Annotated in this window: 17 protein-coding genes and 1 pseudogene; 10 read left to right on the forward strand and 8 right to left on the reverse strand. The window is 73.4% G+C overall.

The genetic code is table 11. The features are described 5' to 3' along the window. Positions 1–381 (reverse strand): annotated as a pseudogene (locus H7A69_RS15065) (hypothetical protein); the annotation flags it as partial. A gap of 154 nt (positions 382–535) precedes the next feature. Here H7A69_RS15065 and H7A69_RS15070 point away from each other — a divergent pair. Both H7A69_RS15070 and H7A69_RS15075 read left to right on the forward strand, forming a co-directional pair. Further along, the gene (locus H7A69_RS15070) at positions 536–1,948 is read left to right on the forward strand and encodes an MFS transporter (protein ID WP_220456271.1); all 1,413 of its coding nucleotides are present in this window, start codon (positions 536–538) and stop codon (positions 1,946–1,948) included. Positions 1,949–2,099: 151 nt separating this feature from the next. Then, positions 2,100–2,876 carry an endonuclease/exonuclease/phosphatase family protein gene (locus H7A69_RS15075; RefSeq protein ID WP_083264011.1) on the forward strand — a complete coding sequence of 259 codons (777 nt, stop codon included), beginning with the start codon at positions 2,100–2,102 and terminating at the stop codon, positions 2,874–2,876. A 305-nt stretch (positions 2,877–3,181) separates the two neighbouring features. Here H7A69_RS15075 and H7A69_RS15080 read toward each other — a convergent pair whose 3' ends face one another. From H7A69_RS15080 to H7A69_RS15090, 3 genes are all read right to left on the reverse strand, one after another. Next, positions 3,182–3,781: a methionine ABC transporter permease gene (locus H7A69_RS15080; protein WP_083263845.1), complete on the reverse strand. Its 600-nt coding sequence runs from the start codon at positions 3,779–3,781 to the stop codon at positions 3,182–3,184. A gap of 65 nt (positions 3,782–3,846) precedes the next feature. Further along, positions 3,847–4,887: a methionine ABC transporter ATP-binding protein gene (locus H7A69_RS15085; protein ID WP_069712073.1), complete on the reverse strand. Its 1,041-nt coding sequence runs from the start codon at positions 4,885–4,887 to the stop codon at positions 3,847–3,849. Beyond that, positions 4,887–5,837 carry a MetQ/NlpA family ABC transporter substrate-binding protein gene (locus H7A69_RS15090; RefSeq protein ID WP_182047764.1) on the reverse strand — a complete coding sequence of 317 codons (951 nt, stop codon included), beginning with the start codon at positions 5,835–5,837 and terminating at the stop codon, positions 4,887–4,889. Before H7A69_RS15090 ends, H7A69_RS15085 begins: the two co-directional genes overlap by 1 nt. A gap of 174 nt (positions 5,838–6,011) precedes the next feature. Between H7A69_RS15090 and H7A69_RS15095 the strand changes: the two genes are divergently transcribed. After that, a complete protein-coding gene (locus tag H7A69_RS15095) occupies positions 6,012–6,503 on the forward strand; it encodes a 2'-5' RNA ligase family protein (RefSeq protein WP_182047766.1) in 492 nt (163 codons plus the stop codon). A gap of 24 nt (positions 6,504–6,527) precedes the next feature. On the opposite strand, the gene H7A69_RS15100 is transcribed toward H7A69_RS15095, so the two are convergent. The 3 genes from H7A69_RS15100 to H7A69_RS15110 all read right to left on the reverse strand — a co-directional run bounded on the left by H7A69_RS15100 (position 6,528) and on the right by H7A69_RS15110 (position 9,746). Then, positions 6,528–7,763 carry an FAD-binding protein gene (locus tag H7A69_RS15100; RefSeq protein WP_182047768.1) on the reverse strand — a complete coding sequence of 412 codons (1,236 nt, stop codon included), beginning with the start codon at positions 7,761–7,763 and terminating at the stop codon, positions 6,528–6,530. Positions 7,764–7,862: 99 nt separating this feature from the next. Then, the gene (locus H7A69_RS15105) at positions 7,863–9,347 is read right to left on the reverse strand and encodes an MDR family MFS transporter (protein ID WP_182047770.1); all 1,485 of its coding nucleotides are present in this window, start codon (positions 9,345–9,347) and stop codon (positions 7,863–7,865) included. Between the two features lie 117 nt (positions 9,348–9,464). Further along, positions 9,465–9,746, reverse strand: coding sequence for an acylphosphatase (locus H7A69_RS15110; RefSeq protein WP_182047772.1), 282 nt, complete (start codon positions 9,744–9,746; stop codon positions 9,465–9,467). A gap of 130 nt (positions 9,747–9,876) precedes the next feature. Between H7A69_RS15110 and H7A69_RS15115 the strand changes: the two genes are divergently transcribed. From H7A69_RS15115 to H7A69_RS15140, 6 genes are all read left to right on the forward strand, one after another. After that, the gene (locus tag H7A69_RS15115) at positions 9,877–10,614 is read left to right on the forward strand and encodes an NUDIX hydrolase (RefSeq protein ID WP_182047774.1); all 738 of its coding nucleotides are present in this window, start codon (positions 9,877–9,879) and stop codon (positions 10,612–10,614) included. A gap of 14 nt (positions 10,615–10,628) precedes the next feature. Beyond that, positions 10,629–11,894, forward strand: a complete 1,266-nt coding sequence (gene nadA / locus H7A69_RS15120; protein WP_259346252.1) for a quinolinate synthase NadA — start codon at positions 10,629–10,631, stop codon at positions 11,892–11,894. 7 nt (positions 11,895–11,901) lie between these two features. Next, positions 11,902–13,575: an L-aspartate oxidase gene (locus tag H7A69_RS15125; RefSeq protein ID WP_182047776.1), complete on the forward strand. Its 1,674-nt coding sequence runs from the start codon at positions 11,902–11,904 to the stop codon at positions 13,573–13,575. After that, positions 13,572–14,504 (forward strand): carboxylating nicotinate-nucleotide diphosphorylase, encoded by a 933-nt coding sequence (gene nadC, locus H7A69_RS15130; RefSeq protein ID WP_182047778.1) that lies wholly within the window; start codon positions 13,572–13,574, stop codon positions 14,502–14,504. The genes H7A69_RS15125 and nadC overlap by 4 nt, the downstream gene beginning before the upstream one ends. Positions 14,505–14,511: 7 nt before the next feature. After that, the gene (locus tag H7A69_RS15135) at positions 14,512–15,681 is read left to right on the forward strand and encodes a cysteine desulfurase family protein (protein ID WP_182047780.1); all 1,170 of its coding nucleotides are present in this window, start codon (positions 14,512–14,514) and stop codon (positions 15,679–15,681) included. Between the two features lie 69 nt (positions 15,682–15,750). After that, positions 15,751–16,023, forward strand: coding sequence for a hypothetical protein (locus tag H7A69_RS15140; RefSeq protein WP_182047782.1), 273 nt, complete (start codon positions 15,751–15,753; stop codon positions 16,021–16,023). A gap of 203 nt (positions 16,024–16,226) precedes the next feature. Here H7A69_RS15140 and H7A69_RS15145 read toward each other — a convergent pair whose 3' ends face one another. Then, positions 16,227–16,718 (reverse strand): MSMEG_6728 family protein, encoded by a 492-nt coding sequence (locus tag H7A69_RS15145; protein ID WP_182047784.1) that lies wholly within the window; start codon positions 16,716–16,718, stop codon positions 16,227–16,229. 87 nt (positions 16,719–16,805) lie between these two features. Between H7A69_RS15145 and H7A69_RS15150 the strand changes: the two genes are divergently transcribed. Beyond that, positions 16,806–17,402 (forward strand): NAD(P)H-dependent oxidoreductase, encoded by a 597-nt coding sequence (locus H7A69_RS15150; RefSeq protein ID WP_182047786.1) that lies wholly within the window; start codon positions 16,806–16,808, stop codon positions 17,400–17,402. Positions 17,403–17,661: the final 259 nt, after the last annotated feature.

Genomic DNA, 17,661 nt, shown 5'->3' on the forward strand with positions numbered 1-17,661 from the left:
GTGGATCGACGCCGGCCGCGGTGTCCGGACGGACCCCGCTGCTGCCCGCCTGGCCGAGCTCCACGCGACCATCGCCTGCTGCACCGACGCGACGGTGACGCCCCATGCACCGGCACGCACCTGCCGGTCGGCGAGGGCGGGGGCCATGTGCGTCTTCATGTGCGGCGCGAGCAGCAGGCCGTGCCGATCGGCGTAGGCCTGCACGACGGTCGTGTTGTGCTCCAGCGCGGACTCGCGCAGGGTCATCGCCGGCAGGTGCGCGTGGTCGAGCACGTGACGGCCGACGGCGGGGGCGGCGGGGTCGGGCGCACCCTTCGTCGTGACGGTGCCGGGCACTCCGGTCGCCGTGGTGGGGCGGTCGTCCGCGGGGGTGGTCGTCATCGGTCCTCCTGCGTGGTCGCGGTGGGGCAACGCTCTCGGTGACGGGGTCGGTCGGGCAACGTCGTCCTCCTGGTCATTGTGCGCTGCAGAACGGCGGTCGGCGCCGTGTGCTGCGGGCGCGGGCGGAAACCGAGCGGGCATAGCATTCGACCTGATGACGACGATGACGACGACACGACGACCGGGCAGCACGGCGGTGGCCGTGCTCGTCGCGGGCACCTTCTTCATGGAGCTGCTCGACGGCACCATCCTCGCCACCGCGGCCCCGGCGATGGGCCGCGACCTTGGGGTCGACTCCGCGGCGATCGGCGTCGCCATCACCGCGTACCTCGTCACGCTCGCCGTGTTCATCCCCGTGAGCGGGTGGCTGACCGACCGCATCGGGTCGCGCACCGTGTTCGCCGGGGCCATCGCGCTCTTCACCGTGGCGTCCGCCCTCTGCGCGGCGTCGACGGGGCTCGTCGAGCTGACGCTCTGGCGCGTCCTCCAGGGGCTCGGCGGCGCGCTCATGGTGCCGGTCGGCCGGCTCGTCGTCCTCCGCGGCGCCGGGCGCGAGCAGCTCGTCACCGCGATCGCGATCCTCACCTGGCCCGCGCTCGCCGCGCCGATCATCGCGCCGTTCGTCGGCGGGGTGCTCGTCGACACCCTCAGCTGGCACTGGATCTTCCTCGTCAACATCCCGCTCGGCATCGTCGCGTTCGTCGCCGCGCTCGTGCTCGTGCCGCAGGAGCGTGCGCCCGAGCGGGTGCCGTTCGACTGGCGCGGGTCGCTCCTGGCATGCCTCGGCCTCGGGTCCCTGGTCGTGATGGCCTCGCTGCTCGCCCTCGACACGATCCCGCTCGTCGCGGTCGTCGTCTCCGGGGTCGTCGGCGCGGTGTGCTGCTGGGCCGCCGTCCGGCACTTCCGCCGGGCGCCGCACCCGATCATGGGGCTCGAGTCCCTGCGGCTCGAGACGTTCCGGGTCTCGCACGCCGGCGGCAGCCTGTTCCGCCTCGCGGTGTCCGCGGTGCCCTTCGTGCTGCCCCTGCTCTTCCAGGACGCCTGGGGGTGGAGCGCCGTGCTCGCCGGTTCCGCCGTGCTCTGGGTGTTCGTCGGCAACCTCGGCATCAAGCCGATGACGACCCCGTTCCTCCGGTGGTTCGGGTACCGGCCGGTCATCGTCGTGTCGAGCGCGGTCGCGGCGCTCAGCGTCGTCGCGATGGTGTTCCTGACCGAGGACACGCCGTTCTGGCTCCTCGCCGTGCTGCTCGTCGTGAGCGGTGCCGCACGGTCCGTCGGTTTCACGGCGTACAACACGATCGCGTTCGCCGACGTCGAGCAGGCGGACATGACCCCCGCGAACACGCTGTCGTCGACCTTGCAGCAGGTCGCGGCGGGGTTCGGGGTCGCCGTCGCAGCCGTGGCCATCCGGGCGGCCTCGGGCCTCGGCGGCTCCGGACCGTACGACGTGGCGTTCTGGGTCATCGTGGTGCTGCTCGTGGTGGCCTGCGTCGAGGGGGTCCTGATGAGCCGGACGGCGGGGGAGACCGTGCGACCGGCGGCCCGGGTGCGGCGCGTCGCCGGCTGACCGGTCGCCCGCGGCCGAGCCGCGCGACGACCGTTCGTGCCGTGGTCACACGCACGAAACCCGCCGTGCGCTACCGTCACAGGAACTGCCCGCGACCGCCGAGTACGGTTGCCGCGGCAGGGTGACCGAGACACCCAGGACGGAAGGCAGCATGGCCGGGCCACAGCAGCAGGGATCGATCGCGGACGACACCGCCGTGGAACCCACCGAGCTGCGCGTCGTCAGCTACAACCTCCGCGAGCACACCGCGAACAGCGAGCTCGCCGCCCTGGCAGAGGCCTCCCAGGCCGACGTCATCTGCGTGCAGGAGTGCGACAGCAACGACCTCGCGCCGAGCGTCGCCGGTCTCTCGCTCGCCGCTTCGACCAAGGCGAACCGCCTCGGACTCGCGATCTACAAGCGCGACGACCGGTTCGAGGTCGAGGACTTCAGCATCCACTCGCTGCAGAAGTCGCTGCACGACCGGGTCCTCGCGCCCGCGCACGAGCGGCTCATCGCGATGCGCCTCCGGGACACCCAGGCGGACACCGAGGTCATCGTCGCGTCGTTCCACGCCTCACCGCTGACCGCGACGAACTCGCTCCGACGCAAGCAGATCGAGGCGGCGCACCAGTTCGTCCGCGAGCTGTCGGCCGAGGCCCCGGCGATCATGGTCGGCGACTTCAACTACCCGTGGTTCCAGACGAACCTGCGGCGCAAGATCGAGGAGCACGGCTTCGCACTGTCGCTCTCCGACCAGCCGACGTACCTGCGCTACCGCAAGTTCACGGGCCACTTCGACTTCGCCACGAGCGTCGGGCTGCACATCGCCGGCGTGGAGACGCTCCCGGCGGGCATCTCCGACCACCGCCCGATCCTGGTGCGGGCGCACTACGAGCACGAGGGCGCGACGGGCGCCGTCGCCGTCCCGGAGGCCCCGGCCGCCTGAGTCCCGGTGCCGGGTGCCGGGTGCCGGGCAGACCGGCGTCGACACGCTCGACTGTCCCCGCAAGGTTCCGCAATTCTGGAATCTCCTGACACCTCGTCGACGTTCACGGGACCTCAGCGATGGACGAGCGGCGAGTCGCGGAACCTCGACGACCGACGACCGACGGCCGGCGAGTCGCGGACCGACGGCAACCGGCAACCGGCAACCGGCGACCGGCCTGCACGCCGGCACCCGCACCGACGACGGACGGGAGGCGCGGTGCCAGCCGGCACCGCGCCTCCCGTCCGTCGCCCGGTCGCATCGCGTCAGCGGCGCAGCGTCGCCCGCGCCAGCCGGTTCCCGACGAACTGCCCGAGCTGCACGATCACCACGATCGCCGCCACCGACACGTAGACGATCCACCAGTCGTACCGCTGCGAGCCGTACACGATCGCGTACTCGCCGAGCCCGCCGCCGCCGATGAGCGCCCCCTGCGCGGTCATGTCGACGATGCCCACGAAGATGAACGTGTAGCCGAGGATGAGCGGCCCCACGCCCTCGGGGATGAGCACCGTCAGCAGGATCGACACCGGGTGCGCACCGGATGCCCGCGCGGCCTCGACCACGCCGGGGTCGACCGCGAGCAGGTTCTGCTCGACGATCCGCGACACCGCGAACGACGCCGCGAGCGAGATCGCGAAGGTCACCGCGGGCACGCCGATCGTGGTCTGCACGGCGACGCGCGACAGCGGCGCGATCGCGGCCAGGAAGATCACGAACGGGATCGGTCGGACGATGTTCACGAGCACGTTGACGATCGTGTACACCGCGCGGTTGCCGAGCAGGTTGCCCGGACGGGTCGCGTACAGGACGAGCCCGAGGGCGAGCCCGATGACGCCCGCGAACACGAGGGACACCAGCGTCATCACGAGGGTGTCGCGGATCGCGGCGAAGAACACGTCGGACGTGTCGATCACGCTCTGGAAGCCGTTCACGCCGCCACCTCCTCGTCGACGGTGACCCGTCCGTCGCGCAGGGCTCCGATCGCCCGGTCCACCGCCGCCGGGTCGTCGGCGGTCAACTCGTAGGTGAGCGAGCCGATGCGCCGCTCGCGGATCTCGCCGACCCCGCCGAAGACGAGCTCGGCGCTGACGCCGGCCGCGCGGAAGGCGGCGTCGATCCGGTTCTGCAGCCCGACCTCGTCGGTGATCTGCACCGTGACGAGCCGCCCGTGGTGGTGCTCGCGCAGCCGGGCGAGCTGCTCGGCGGAGGGGCGGTCGTGCAGGGCGGTCCGGACGAACCGCTGCGAGGCGCCCGTCCCCGGGTTCGCGAAGACGTCGTAGACGTCACCGACCTCGACGACGCGGCCCTGCTCCATCACGGCGACCCGGTCGGCGATCTGCCGGACCGCGTCCATCTCGTGCGTGATGACGATGATCGTGACGCCGAGCTCCCGGTTGACGCGGCGCAGGAGCGCGAGGACCTCGGACGTGGTGTCCGGGTCGAGGGCGCTCGTCGCCTCGTCGGCGAGCAGCAGCTCGGGGTTCGACGCGAGCGCACGGGCGATGCCGACGCGCTGCTTCTGGCCACCGGACAGTTGCTCCGGGTAGGCGTACGCACGGTCGAGCAGCCCGACGAAGTCCAGGAGCTCCGCCACGCGACGGTCGCGCTCCTCCTTGCCGACGCCTGCGACCTTCAGCGGGTACGCGACGTTGCCGGCGATCGTGCGCGACCGGAAGAGGTTGAACTGCTGGAAGATCATGCCGATCTTCCGGCGTGCGAGACGGCGGTCCCGCTCGGGGATCGCGGTGAGCTCCTGGCCGCCGACGGTGACGCTGCCCGAGGTGGGCAGCTCGAGGGCGTTGACGAGCCGGACGAGCGTGGACTTCCCGGCGCCGGAGTACCCGATGACGCCGAGGACCTCTCCCTGGTGCACGTCCAGGGAGACGTCCTCGACGGCCACCACGGTCTCGCCGGTGTCGGCGCGGCGGTAGTGCTTCGAGACGCCGCGGAGTTCGACGAGGACCGGCACTACTGCTTGGCCGCCTTCGCGTCCTGCTCGACCTCGGCGAGCTCGCTCTGGAGCTTCGTGGCGCTCTCGTCGCGGGCGACCGCCTCGGGCAGGTCCTTCTTGAAGGCCTGCTGCACGGCGCTGTCCTGGAACAGCTCGGCGAGCTTCAGGTAGGTCTCGTTGTCCTTGTCGGCGTTCCGCACGGCGAAGACGTTGACGTAGGGGGCGGCGCTCGCGCTGGCGGGGTCGTCCTGGAAGATGATGTCGCTCGTCGGCAGCTTCGCAGCGGTGGCGAAGTTGTTGTTCACCACGGCGGCGGCGACGGAGCCCTGCTGCAGGGCGTTCGCGGTCTGCGACGCGTCGAGCGGCTGGACGTCGACCTTCGACGACTCGATGTCGGTCGTGGTCGAGAAGGCGTTGCCACCGTCCTTGAGCTCGAGGAGCTTCGCGGACTGCAGGATGAGCAGCGCGCGGGCCTGGTTGATCGAGTCGTTCGGGATCGCGATCTTCGCGTTCGCCGGCAGCTCGCTCGGCTCCTTGTAGTCGGTCGCGTAGAGCGGCAGCGGGTAGACGGCCGTCGAGCCGATCGGCTGGAGGTCGTCGTCCGAGGTGACGTTGTAGTCCGCCAGGTACTGGATGTGCTGGAACTGGTTGATGTCCAGCTGGCCGTCCTTGAGCGCCGGGTTCGGCAGCGAGTAGTCGGAGAAGTTCGTGAGCTTCACCGTGACGCCGAGCTCGTCCTTCGCCAGCTTCGTGTACGTGCTCCAGTAGCCGAGCGACTTGTCGGCGACCCCGATCGTCACGGTCTCCTGCGTGCCACTGCCGGCGGCGCTCCCACCGGACGCGCCCGAGCGGACGGCGGCCACGACGACGGCGACGACGATCGCCACGACGACCACCGCCGCGGCGATGATCCAGCCGACGGGGCGCTTGCCCTTCGGCTTCTGGGGCAGGACGGGTGCTGCGGACATGGGTGCTCCTCGTGGGCCGTGCTGGGGGGTCGCGGTGGTCCGCGGCCTGTCATCGAGTGTGTCGGGCGTCGGCCCCGGGCGACGAGTCCGTTCCGCCGTGTTACATCACGGCGGGTTCTCCACAGCCGCTGACGGGGAAGGTCCGGACGCAGCACGGCTTGGTTGACTCGGACCGTGCGCAGCATCGAACTCGTCCTCGACCCCGACGCCGACGACGCCGTGCGCGCCGCGTGGCAGGCCCTCACCGCGGCGGACCTGCCGAGCCTCGGGCGTTCCGGGACGAACAGTCCGCACGTGACCCTCGCGGCCGGGGACGACCTGCCCGTGCCCGAGGGGTTCGACGTGCCGGTCCCGACGACCCTGCGGCTGGGCGGCGTGCTGCTGTTCCCTGCCGGCCCGGACCGGTCGGTGCTCGTGCGCGCGGTGGTCGTCGACCCGGCGCTCGCCGCGTTCCACGCCGCGGTGCACCGCGGTGCGCCGGGCGCGGTCGAGACGTCCCTGCCCGGAGCGTGGTCGCCGCACCTCACGTTCGCGCGGCGGGTGCGCGACGTCGACCTGCCCGCGGCGGTCGCCGCGCTCCGGTCCGCGCCGCTGCCGGAGACCCTGGCGGTCGGCGGGGTGCGCCACTGGGACGGGGAGACGAAGACCGTCACGCCCGTCGCGTGAGCGGCGTCGGCCGGGAGGCCCGGCTCAGGTCCGCAGGACCCGCTCGCCGAACGAGGACGCGAACGTCCGGTCCGGGTCGGCCGCCGCGACGAGCCGGCGGAAGTCCGGCAGCCGCGGCCAGAGCGCCTCGACCGCGTCGGCGTCGAGCGAGCTCATCTTGCCCCAGTGCGGGCGCCCGCCGAACGGGGCGAGCCGTGCCTCCAGGTCGGGCAGCAGCGCCGCGACCGCGTCCGGGTGCTTCTTCCACGTGAACGCGATGCACAGCACGTCCTCGCCCTGCGTCGGGCTGAGCCACGCCGGGTCCGCGGCCATCGTCCGGAGCTCCGAGACGTGCAGGTGCGGCTGGATCCGGTCGGCGAGCCCGCGGACGGCTTCGAGCGCCGCGGCCGCGTGCCGCAGGGGGACGAAGTGCTCGCTCTGCACCTCGGACCCGACGCTCGGCACCGAGTCGATGGGGAAGTGCGGCAGCCGGTCCCACCAGGGGCCCACCGAGCCGTCCCGTGCGGTGTGGTGTCCGTCCGCGGGGCGCCCGGGCAACCGGGGTGCGCCGAGCAGGGCGTCGGGGACGGCGACGTCCTCGGTGCCGTCGGGGACGCGGGACTTCAGCAGGACCTCGCTGACCTCGTCCCCGAAGACGGTGTACGAGCAGACCGAGTAGGCGGCGGCGTGCACGTCGGCGACGTTCGCGACGAACCGCTCCCAGGGGATCGGGCCGTAGGTGTCCTGGCGCATCCGGTAGGCGGGTTCGACGTCCACCTCGACGCGGGTGACGATGCCGAGCAGCCCGAGGTGCAGGACGGCACCGTCGAAGCCCTCGTCGCCGCGCGCGACGGTGCGTCGCTCACCGTCGCCCCCGAGCACCTCCAGGGACCGCACCGCCGTGCTGAGCGACCCGAGCCGCGTGCCGGAACCGTGCGTCCCGGTGGCGATCGCGCCGCCGAGCGAGATGTGCGGGAGCGAACCCGTGTTGTGCAGGGCGACCCCGGCGGCGTCCAGGTCGGGCGCGACGACGCCGTACCGGGTGCCGGCGCCCATCGTCGCGGTGCCGGCGGCGGTGTCGACCACGAGGTCGGTGGGGATGCCGGTCAGGTCGAGCAGCACGCCGGTGGTGTCGGCGACGTCGTTGAACGAGTGCCGGGTGCCGAGGCCGTGCACCCTGCGGGATCGCGCGACGAGCTCCGCGGCCTCGTCGACGGTGCGCGGTCGTACGACCCGTTCCGCCGAGTAGGTGACCGTACCGGACCAGTTCAGCTCAGGCATCGTCGACCGCATGCGGCCCACGATGCCACGTCGTCGACGACGGGGCACCGTGGGCCGCGCGTGGTCGGGCTGTGCCGGTGCGCAGCCCTGCTCGTGGTCTCAGTGCATCGCGGGAGCGCCGGCGGGCGCGCCCTCGGGCGTCGCCGGGCGGCGCACCAGCGACGAGGTCAGGATGCCGAACAGCGAGATGACGGCGCCCACCAGGAACGCGGTCTGCACGCCGGAGGCTGTCGCCGCCGTGACCCCGGCCGCGTCGGCGTCCGCTCCGGCCGTCGCCGCACCGACGGTGAGGAGTGTGACGAACAGCGCGGTCCCGGCCGCGCCGGCGAGCTGCTGGGTGGTGCCGAGCACCGCGCTGCCGTGCGAGTACAGGCGGGGCGGCAGGCCGCCGAGCGCGGCGGTGAACAGCGGCGTGAAGGTCAGCGCGAGGCCGATGCTCAGCACGATGTGGGCACCGAGGACGAACCACACGCTCGTGTCCGTGCCGACGGTGGAGAGTGCCCAGAGCACCGCGCTGATGATGATCGAGCCCGGGACGAGCAGGACCCGCGGGCCGCGGCGGTCGTAGATCCGGCCGACGACGGGGGAGAGCAGCCCCATGATCAGACCGCCCGGCAGCAGCAGGAGCCCGACCTGCAGGACCTCGAGCCCGAGGACGCGCTCGAGGTAGATCGGCAGCAGGATGAGCGTGCCGAACATCGCCATGAAGCTCAGGCCCATCGCCACGATCGGCACCGTGAACCCCTTGGTGCGGAAGGTGCGGAGGTCGAGCAGGGCGCTGTCGGTGCGCTGCAGGCGCGTCTGGCGCAGGACGAAGACCGCCAGCGCGGCGAAGCCGACTACGAGCGCCAGGACCGGCACGAGCGGCCCGGTCGACCCGGCCTCGCCGAAGCTGGACAGGCCGAAGACGATCCCGCCGAACGCGACGGCGGACAGCACGACGGACAGGACGTCGAGCGGCGCGCGCCGCGGCGTCGTGACGTTGCGGACCTTCAGGGCACCGAGCAGCAGCGCCGCGACGGCGATCGGCAGGACGAAGCCGAACAGCCACCGCCACGAGAACGCGTTGAGGATCAGGCCGGAGATCGTCGGACCGATGGCCGGCGCCACCGAGATGACGATCGAGATGTTGCCCATGATGCGGCCGCGGTGGGCGGGCTCGACGAGGTTGAGCACGGTCGTCATGAGGAGCGGCATCATGATCGCGGTGCCGCTGGCCTGCACGATCCGGCCGACCAGGAGCATGCCGAACCCGGGGGCCAGGAGCGCGACGAGCGTGCCGGCCGAGAAGAGGGCCATGGCCGCGATGAAGACCTGCCGCGTGCTGAAGCGCTGCAGCAGGAAGCCGGTCACGGGGATGACGACCGCCATCGTCAGCAGGAAGCCCGTCGTGAGCCACTGGCCGGTGGCGGCCGAGATGCCGAGGTCCTCCATCAGGCGCGGCAGGGCCACACCCATGATCGTCTCGTTGAGGATGACGACGAACGCCGAGACGAGCAGCAGCCCGATCACGAGTCGGGTCTCGCCGGCGGAGGGCTGCGAGACGCTCCCCGTGCGGGGTGCGGAATCGACGGCCTGGGTCATGCGGGGCTCCTGGTGGATCGGGGTGCAGCTGACGAGGGGCGCGCGTGGCGCAGACAGGGCAACCACCTGAACGGATGCGAGTATTCCGCTTCCGGGTGTCGGGTTCGTGAACGCCCGTCAGCGCAGGATCGCGAACCCGTCGCCGTCCCCGTGCGGGACGACGCTCCGCAGGGCGACGTCGGTGACCTCGGCGGACGGCGGCCCGGTGCGGAGGAACGCCATGAGGGCGTCGACCGCCTCGGACGGACCCTCCGCCTCGACCTCGACCGTCCCGTCGAACAGGTTCCTCGCGTAGCCGACGAGCTCGAGCCCGTCCGCCTTCCGGGCCGTCCAGTACCGGAACCCGACCCCCTGGACCGATCCCGACACCACGGCGTGCACCCTCGTCACCGTCGTCATGTCGCCGATGCTAGGCGTGCTGCTGTCCCCGGAGTTTGCCGTCCTGTTTCGTCCTCGTGAAACCGGTGATAGTGTCGCAGCAACCCGAAGACTTCGGGTCAGCATGACCTGAACACGGGACGAGCTCCGCATGACGACCACCGCCGACGCGCACACCGACGACGGCGCCACCGCCGGGATCCGCGTCGCTGTGTCCACCGTGATCGTCGCCCTCCGCCCGCACCCCGACACCGGCGAGCCCGCGCTCTGGATGCCGCTCGTGCGCCGCGTCGCGGAGCCGTTCGACGGGTCGTGGGCGCTCCCGGGCGGCTGGGTGCGACCGGACGAGGGCCTCGAGGACAGCGCGGCGGCACGCCTCCGGGAGACCACGAACGTCCAGCCGCGCTACCTCGAGCAGCTCTACGCCTTCGGCGACGTCGACCGGTCGCCGTCGCGCGTCGTGTCCGTCGTCTACTGGGCCCTCGTGCACCCGGACGAGGCCGACTCCGTGCCCGACGACTGGAACGTGCGCTGGTTCCTCGCCGACGAGCACCCGCCCCTCGCCTTCGACCACGACCGCATCGTCGCGTACGCCCTCTGGCGCCTGCGCAACAAGGTGTCGTACTCGCGGATCGCCCAGGCGTTCCTCGGCGACCGCTTCACCCTGGCCGAGCTCCGCGGCGTGTACGAGGCGGTGCTCGGGCGAACGCTCGACCCGGCGAACTTCCGGCGGCAGGTCGCTCAGGGCGACGCCGTGCTGCCCACCGACGAGACGACGAGCGGCGGTCGGCACCGACCCGCACGGCTCTACCGCTCGAACCCCGACCTGGCGTACGCCGACAACGGTCCGCTGACGACCCCGCTCCCCGCGGGTTCCCCGACCCGATAGGAACCACCGCGTCCATCGCGACCACCATCGACCGCATCTCGAACGGCCGGGCCGCCGGCAGCACCTGCACGCCCGACCTCGCGATGCCGACCTGGGACGTCGACGCCCGGCCCGGCTACGGCCCGGGCTCGTCGATGTCCGACGTCATCCCGACCACCGCGCCGCGCCAGGGCGTCATCCCCGACGAGTACCGCCGGGCGAGCGACGAGGAGCTGCACGAGCGGATCGAGCGGGCGAAGGCGACGCTCGGCGACCGGGTCGTCGTGCTCGGGCACTTCTACCAGCGCGACGAGGTGGTGCGGCACGCCGACTTCCTCGGCGACTCCTTCCAGCTCGCGAACGCGGCCCTGACGAAGCCCGACGCCGAGGCCATCGTGTTCTGCGGCGTCCACTTCATGGCGGAGACGGCCGACATCCTCGCGCGCGACGACCAGCGGGTCGTGCTGCCGAACCTCGCCGCGGGCTGCTCGATGGCCGACATGGCCGACATCGACAGCGTCGAGGCCGCGTGGGCCGAGCTCACCGCGCTCTACGGCACGGAACCCGACGCCGACGGACGCGTCCCCGTCGTCCCGGTGACGTACATGAACTCCGCTGCCGACCTCAAGGCGTTCTGCGGGCGCAACGGCGGCATCGTGTGCACGTCGTCGAACGCGGCCACCGTGCTCGAGTGGGCGTTCGAGCGGGGCCAGCGGGTCCTCTTCTTCCCCGACCAGCACCTCGGCCGGAACACCGCCAAGGCCATGGGGATCAGCACCGACCGGATGCCGATGTGGAACCCGCGCCTGCCCGGGGGTGGGAACGAGGCCGCCGGGCTGCTCGACGCGCAGGTGATCCTCTGGCACGGCTTCTGCTCGGTCCACCGCCGCTTCACCGTCGACCAGATCGAGCAGGCGCGGCGCGAGCACCCGGGCGTCCGGGTCGTCGTGCACCCGGAGTGCCCGATGGCCGTCGTCGACGCGGCGGACGTCGCCGGCAGCACCGACCTGATCCGGAAGACCGTCGCCGCGGCCACCGAGCCGACGACCTTCGCGATCGGCACCGAGGTCAACATGGTGAACCGGCTCGCGGCCGAGTTCCCGCAGCACACGATCTTCTGCCTCGACCCCGTCGTGTGCCCGTGCTCGACGATGTACCGCATCCACCCGGGCTACCTCGCCTGGGTGCTCGAGGGGCTCGTGCGGGGCGAGGTCCTCAACGAGATCGTCGTGCCGGCCGACGTGCAGGCGGACGCCCGTGTGGCGCTCGAACGCATGCTCGCCGCGAAGCCGCGCGGCTAGGGCCACCGTGCACGTCGTCATCGTCGGGTCCGGCATCGCCGGGCTCACCGCCGCGATCCGCGCGAGCGTCCGCCACGACGTCACCGTGGTGACGAAGGGCCTGCTCGCGGACGGTGCGACCCGGTACGCGCAGGGCGGGGTCGCCGTGGCCCTCGGGGCCGACGACTCGGTCGCGCTGCACGCCGCGGACACGCACGTCGCGGCCGCAGCCTCGGCGGACCGGCGCGCGGTCGACGTCCTGTGCGCCGACGGTCCGGCGCGGGTCCGCGACCTGCTGTCCCTCGGCGTGCCGTTCGACCGCACGGACGACCCCGCGAGCCTGGACCGCCACGGCGACGACCTGGCCCGCGGGCGCGAGGCGGCGCACGGGCGCTGGCGCGTCGTGCACGCGGACGGCGACGCCACCGGGGCCGCGATCGAACGGACGCTCGTCGCCGCGCTCCACCGGCAGCACGTCACCGTCCTCGAGCGCACGTGCCTGACCGACCTGGTCGTCCGCGACGGAGCGGTCGTCGGGGTCGACGTCCTCGACCTGTTCGGCGAGCCGCAGCGCATCGCCGCCGACGCCGTCGTGGTGGCGTCCGGGGGAGCGGGGCACCTGTACCGCGAGACGACGAACCCGCTCGTCGCGACCGGGGACGGCACGGCCGCGGCCTGGCGTGCCGGTGCGCTCGTCGCGGACCTCGAGTTCGTGCAGTTCCACCCGACGCGCCTCGCGGTGCCGGGCGGTGGGCTCGTGTCCGAGGCGGTCCGCGGCGAGGGTGCCGTGCTCCGCGATGCGAGCGGCCGACGGTTCATGACCGCGGTGCACCCCGACGCCGAGCTCGCCCCGCGGGACGTCGTCGCCCGCGGGATCGCGGCCGCCGTGCGCGACCAGGGCGGCGTGCCCGTGTTCCTCGACGCCACCGGGATCGACGCCGACCACCTGGTCGCGCGCTTCCCGGGCCTCACACGCGCCGTCCGGGAAGCGGGCTGGGACTGGACGCGGGAGGGCGTCCCGGTCGCGCCGGCCGCGCACTACGCCATGGGCGGGATCGTGACCGACGCCGAGGGGCGGACGAGCCTGCCCGGGCTCCTCGCCGTCGGGGAGGCCGCGTGCACCGGCGTCCACGGCGCCAACCGGCTCGCGTCGAACTCCCTGCTCGAGGGACTGGTCTTCGGCGTCCGAGCGGCGGACGCGCTCGGCGCACCGCGTCCGGCCCGCCTGCGCCTGCGCGGTGACGCGGCGCTGCCCGTGCAGCGGGTGCAGGTCGACGCGACGGACGGGGCGGGCGTGCCCCGTGCCTCCCGTCCGGCACACCGTCTGCCGGGAGGCGCGGCGCGCGGCACCGACGACACCGACGTCCGCCGGGTGGTCCAGACCGAGATGACGGAGCGGGTCGGCCTGCTCCGTGACGCCGCGGGACTGGCGACCGCGCGACGCGCGCTCGAGGCGCTCGTCGCGCCCGCTCCGCGCACCGTCCGCGACCACGAGGACCGGGCGCTGCTCGACCTGGCGCGGCTCACCGCCCTGGCCGCCGAGGCACGAACCGAGTCGCGCGGGGCGCACGCCCGCACCGACCACCCCGACACCGACCCGTCGGCGCCGGTCAGCACCGCCTGGGTCCGGGCGCAGCGCCCGGGCGGGCGGGCGCGACCGACCGCCGCCACCACGACCACCCCGCAGGGAGTCCCCGTATGACCAGCACCGCACCCGACACCGTCACGGCGACCGTCACCACCACCGACCCCGGGACCGTCCCGCCGCACGCCCTGCGCCGGGTCATCGAGACGGCGCTCGAGGAGGACGCGCCCTGGGGTGACGTCACCAGCGAGACGCTCATCCCGGCCGATGCCACCGCGACCGCGGTGCTCGCGGCACGGGAGCCCGGCGTGCTGTCCGGCGGCGGGGTGTTCGCGGCGGTCGTCCAGGCCGTCGACCCGACGGTCCGGACGGAGCTGCACGTCGCCGACGGCACGGCGTTCGCCGCGGGTCAGGTCCTGGCGACGGTGCACGGCTCGGCGCGCTCCGTGCTCCGCGCGGAACGGGTGGCGCTCAACCTCGTCCAGCGACTGTCCGGGATCGCGACCGTGACCGCGCGCCACGTCGACGCCGTGGCCGGCACGGGCGTTCGCATCGCCGACACCCGGAAGACCACGCCGGGGCTCCGCGCCCTGGAGCGCTACGCGGTGCGGTGCGGCGGCGGGCACAACCACCGGAACTCGCTGTCCGACGCGGTGCTCGCCAAGGACAACCACCTGGCGGTCCTGCTCGCGGGCGGGACGGCGATCGGCGACGCGATCACCGAGGCCCGACGTCGACTCGGGCACACGGTGCACCTCGAGGTCGAGGTCGACCGGCTCGACCAGGTCGAGGCAGTGGTCGCCGCCGGCGTCGACACGATCATGCTCGACAACTTCACGCCGGAGCAGCTGGTCGAGGGCGTGCGGCTCGTGGCCGGGCGGGCGCTCGTCGAGGCCTCGGGCGGGGTGTCGCTCGAGACCGTGGGGCGCATCGCCCGGACCGGCGTCGACGTCGTCTCCGTCGGGGCGCTGACGCACTCGGCACGGGCGCTCGACCTCGGGCTCGACGTCCGGGTGGACGCCGCTGCCCCCGTCGACCCCGCCTGACCCGCACGTGTTCTACCTGGACCGTGCCGCGACCACGCCGGTGCGCCGCGAGGTGCTCGAGGCGGCGTGGCCGTACCTGACCGGGGTGTTCGGCAACCCGTCGTCGACCCACGGCGTGGGCGACGCCGCGGCACGCGGGCTCGCCGACGCCCGGGCCGCGGTCGCGGCGTTCCTCGGCTGCCGTCCCGGCGAGGTCGTCTTCACCACCGGCGGCACCGAGGGCGCGAACACCGCCGTGAAGGGCATCGCCCTCGCCGCACCCCGTGGCCGACACGTCGTCACGAGCGCGATCGAGCACGAGGCGGTGCTCGAGAGCTGCCGGTACCTCGAGCGGTACCACGGCTTCAGCGTCACGGTCCTACCGGTCGACCGCGACGGACTCGTCGCGCCGGCGGTGCTGGCGGCCGCACTCCGTGCCGACACCACCCTCGTGTCGATCGCGCACGCCGACAACGAGATCGGGACCGTGCAGGACCTCCCCGCGCTCGCCGCCGTGGCGCACGACGTCGGCGCCCGCTTCCACACCGACGCCGTGCAGAGCGCCCCGTGGCTGCCGATCGGGCTCGACCGGCTCGGCGTCGACGCGCTCTCGTTCTCGGGGCACAAGCTCGGGGCCCCGAAGGGCACGGGCGTGCTCGCGCTCCGCGGCGGGGTCCCGCTCGAGCCGCTCCTGCACGGCGGCGGACAGGAACGGGGGAGGCGGTCCGGCACCGAGGACGTCGCGGGTGCCGTCGCCCTCGCGACCGCGGTGACGCTCGCGGCGACCGAGCGCGACACGGCGTCCGCCCGCGCGACGGCCACCCGGGACGCGATCGTCGACGGGGTCACCGGGACCGTCCCGGGCGCGGTGCTCACCGGCTCGCCCGTACGGCGGCTGCCCGGACACGCGTCGTTCTGCTTCCCGGGGGTGCCCGGGGGACCGGCGGCGGTGAACGGCGAGACCGTGCTGCTCGAACTCGAACAGCGCGACGTCGTGTCCTCGTCGGGGAGCGCCTGCGCCGCCGGCAGCGCGGAGGCGTCCCACGTCCTCACGGCGATCGGCCTCGACGACGAGACCGCGCGCACCGCGCTCCGGCTCACGTTCGACGCGGAGCTCACGGACGACGACGTCCCGGTCGTCGTCGCCGCGGTCGCGGACGCGGTCCACACCGTCCGAGCGCTCGGCGGGGCGTACTAGACGTTCTACTCCACAGTTGGGGGCGTGTCCCCCCTTCTGCCGACAAGTCGTGTCCGCAAGGATGGGGACATGGCAGACGTGATCGTGACCCGGACCGGGCAGGAGGACCACTTCCGGGTGGTCCAGCTCCTGCCGGCACCCGCGACCGTCGTCGCGCTCGCCCTCGCTGCGCAGCACGACCTCGGCGCCGCTCCGCTGGGGGTCGTCGCGGCCGTCGGCGCGCTCGCGACCGTCGCCAGCGCACTGCTCCCGATGCTCCGACCGACGGCGCCCCGACGGCCGATGGCCGCGCCGATCGAGTCGGACCGCTACCGAGGGGACACCGGACACCCCCGAGGGTAGGACACCCCCGAAGGTAGGACACCCGAGACCAGCACCGGACGGCCCCGACCCCCGAGGGGCCCACGGTGCTGCTGACCGGACGCGGTTCCCCTGACCGCGTCCGGCGCGCGGGGCGCGACGTTCCCCTGTCGTCGCGCCCCGTCGCGGACGCCGCGCCCGTCGTGGACGCTGCGCCGGACCCTGACCGGCGCCGCACCCCCCTGTCAGTCCACGACGGGCCGCGGTGCCGCGGACGCACCCGACGGCGGCACGGGCGTCCCCGGCCAGAGGTAGTCGAGGTCGTCGGGCACGTCCGGGAACAGCGGCCGGTAGTGCTCCGGTGCCTTCTGCACGAGCTTCGACCGGTGCGACCGGTGCACGGCCGGGTCGGCGTTCCACGGCGGCACGGCGTAGTCGCCACGTTCGTACGCCGCCAGGTCCTCCGGGATGCGCCCGAGGTCGAGCAGCGTCTTCTCCAGGCAGGTGTCGACGTGGCCGCGCTCGAGCCAGACCCGGCAGGTCGCGTCCTGGTACGCCATGAGCGCCGGCCGGTAGCCGCGCCACATCGCGGTCACGGGGTGGTGCTGCCACCCGTAGCCCGGCAGGGTCAGGGCGCGCATCACCTGCAGCGTCTCGACGCGTTGCTTCCCCAACCGCTTGTCGTCGAGCACCTCGGCGGAGGCGCGGAAGTCGGCGTACGGCAGGAAGGTCTGCATCTCCCGGACGCTACCCGCGGCCGCTGGCACGCGACACAAGTCGTCACACCCGGGCACGCTCCCGATCGCCGTGTGAGCATCGGACGCATGATCGGAGCACGCGTCGTCGGAGTCAGCGGCAGCCCCTCGGACCCCTCGCGGACGTCGACCCTCGTGGCGGCGACCGTGGCGCGGCTGGCGGAGGACCTGCCGGACGCCCGCACCGAGACCGTGGAGATCGGACCGCTGCTCGCCGACCTCGGTGCCGCCTGGTCGCGTGAGGCGATGTCCGAGCGCACCCGTCGCGCGCTCGAGGCGGTCGAGGCGGCGGACGTCCTGGTCGTCGGCAGCCCCGCGTTCCGCGCCGCGTACTCCGGCGCGTTCAAGCTCTTCTTCGACTGGGTGGGGCAGTACGACCTCGTCGACACCCCGGTGCTCCTGACCGCGACGGGCGGCAGCGACCGGCACGCGCTGCTCGTCGAGCACCAGATGCGTCCCCTGTTCGGCTTCTTCCAGTCGACGACGCTGCCGCTCGGCGTGTTCGGCAACGAGCGGGACTTCACCAAGCACGAGGGCGGCTACGACATCACGAGCGTCGACCTCGAGCTGCGGATCGACCAGGCCGTGCGTCGCGCGCTGCCGATCGTGCGCGGGGGCTTCGCGGCGGTCGGCGCCGACGACGTGCGCCGCCCGGCCGACTTCTAGCCGCCACCAGCCGTTCGCCACCGGCCCGCCTCCGCGAGCGGGCAGGACGCGCCGCCGGTCGGTCGCGGTGCGGTCGGTTCCCGTCGACGCCGGGCGTCGAGCGTGACGGATCGTGCCCGCTCGCGGGACGGGGGCGGTGCGGGCCGGCCGGTGCGCGGCGCCGGACGGGAGGCGCGTGGGGGCGCCGCGACGCGCCTCCCGTCCGTCAGCCGGACCCGCCTAGAGCCAGCTCGGCAGCCAGTAGTGGGAACGGACGAAG

The sequence above is a fragment of the Curtobacterium sp. ME26 genome (assembly GCF_903970945.1).
Classification (GTDB): Bacteria; Actinomycetota; Actinomycetes; order Actinomycetales; family Microbacteriaceae; genus Curtobacterium; species Curtobacterium citri.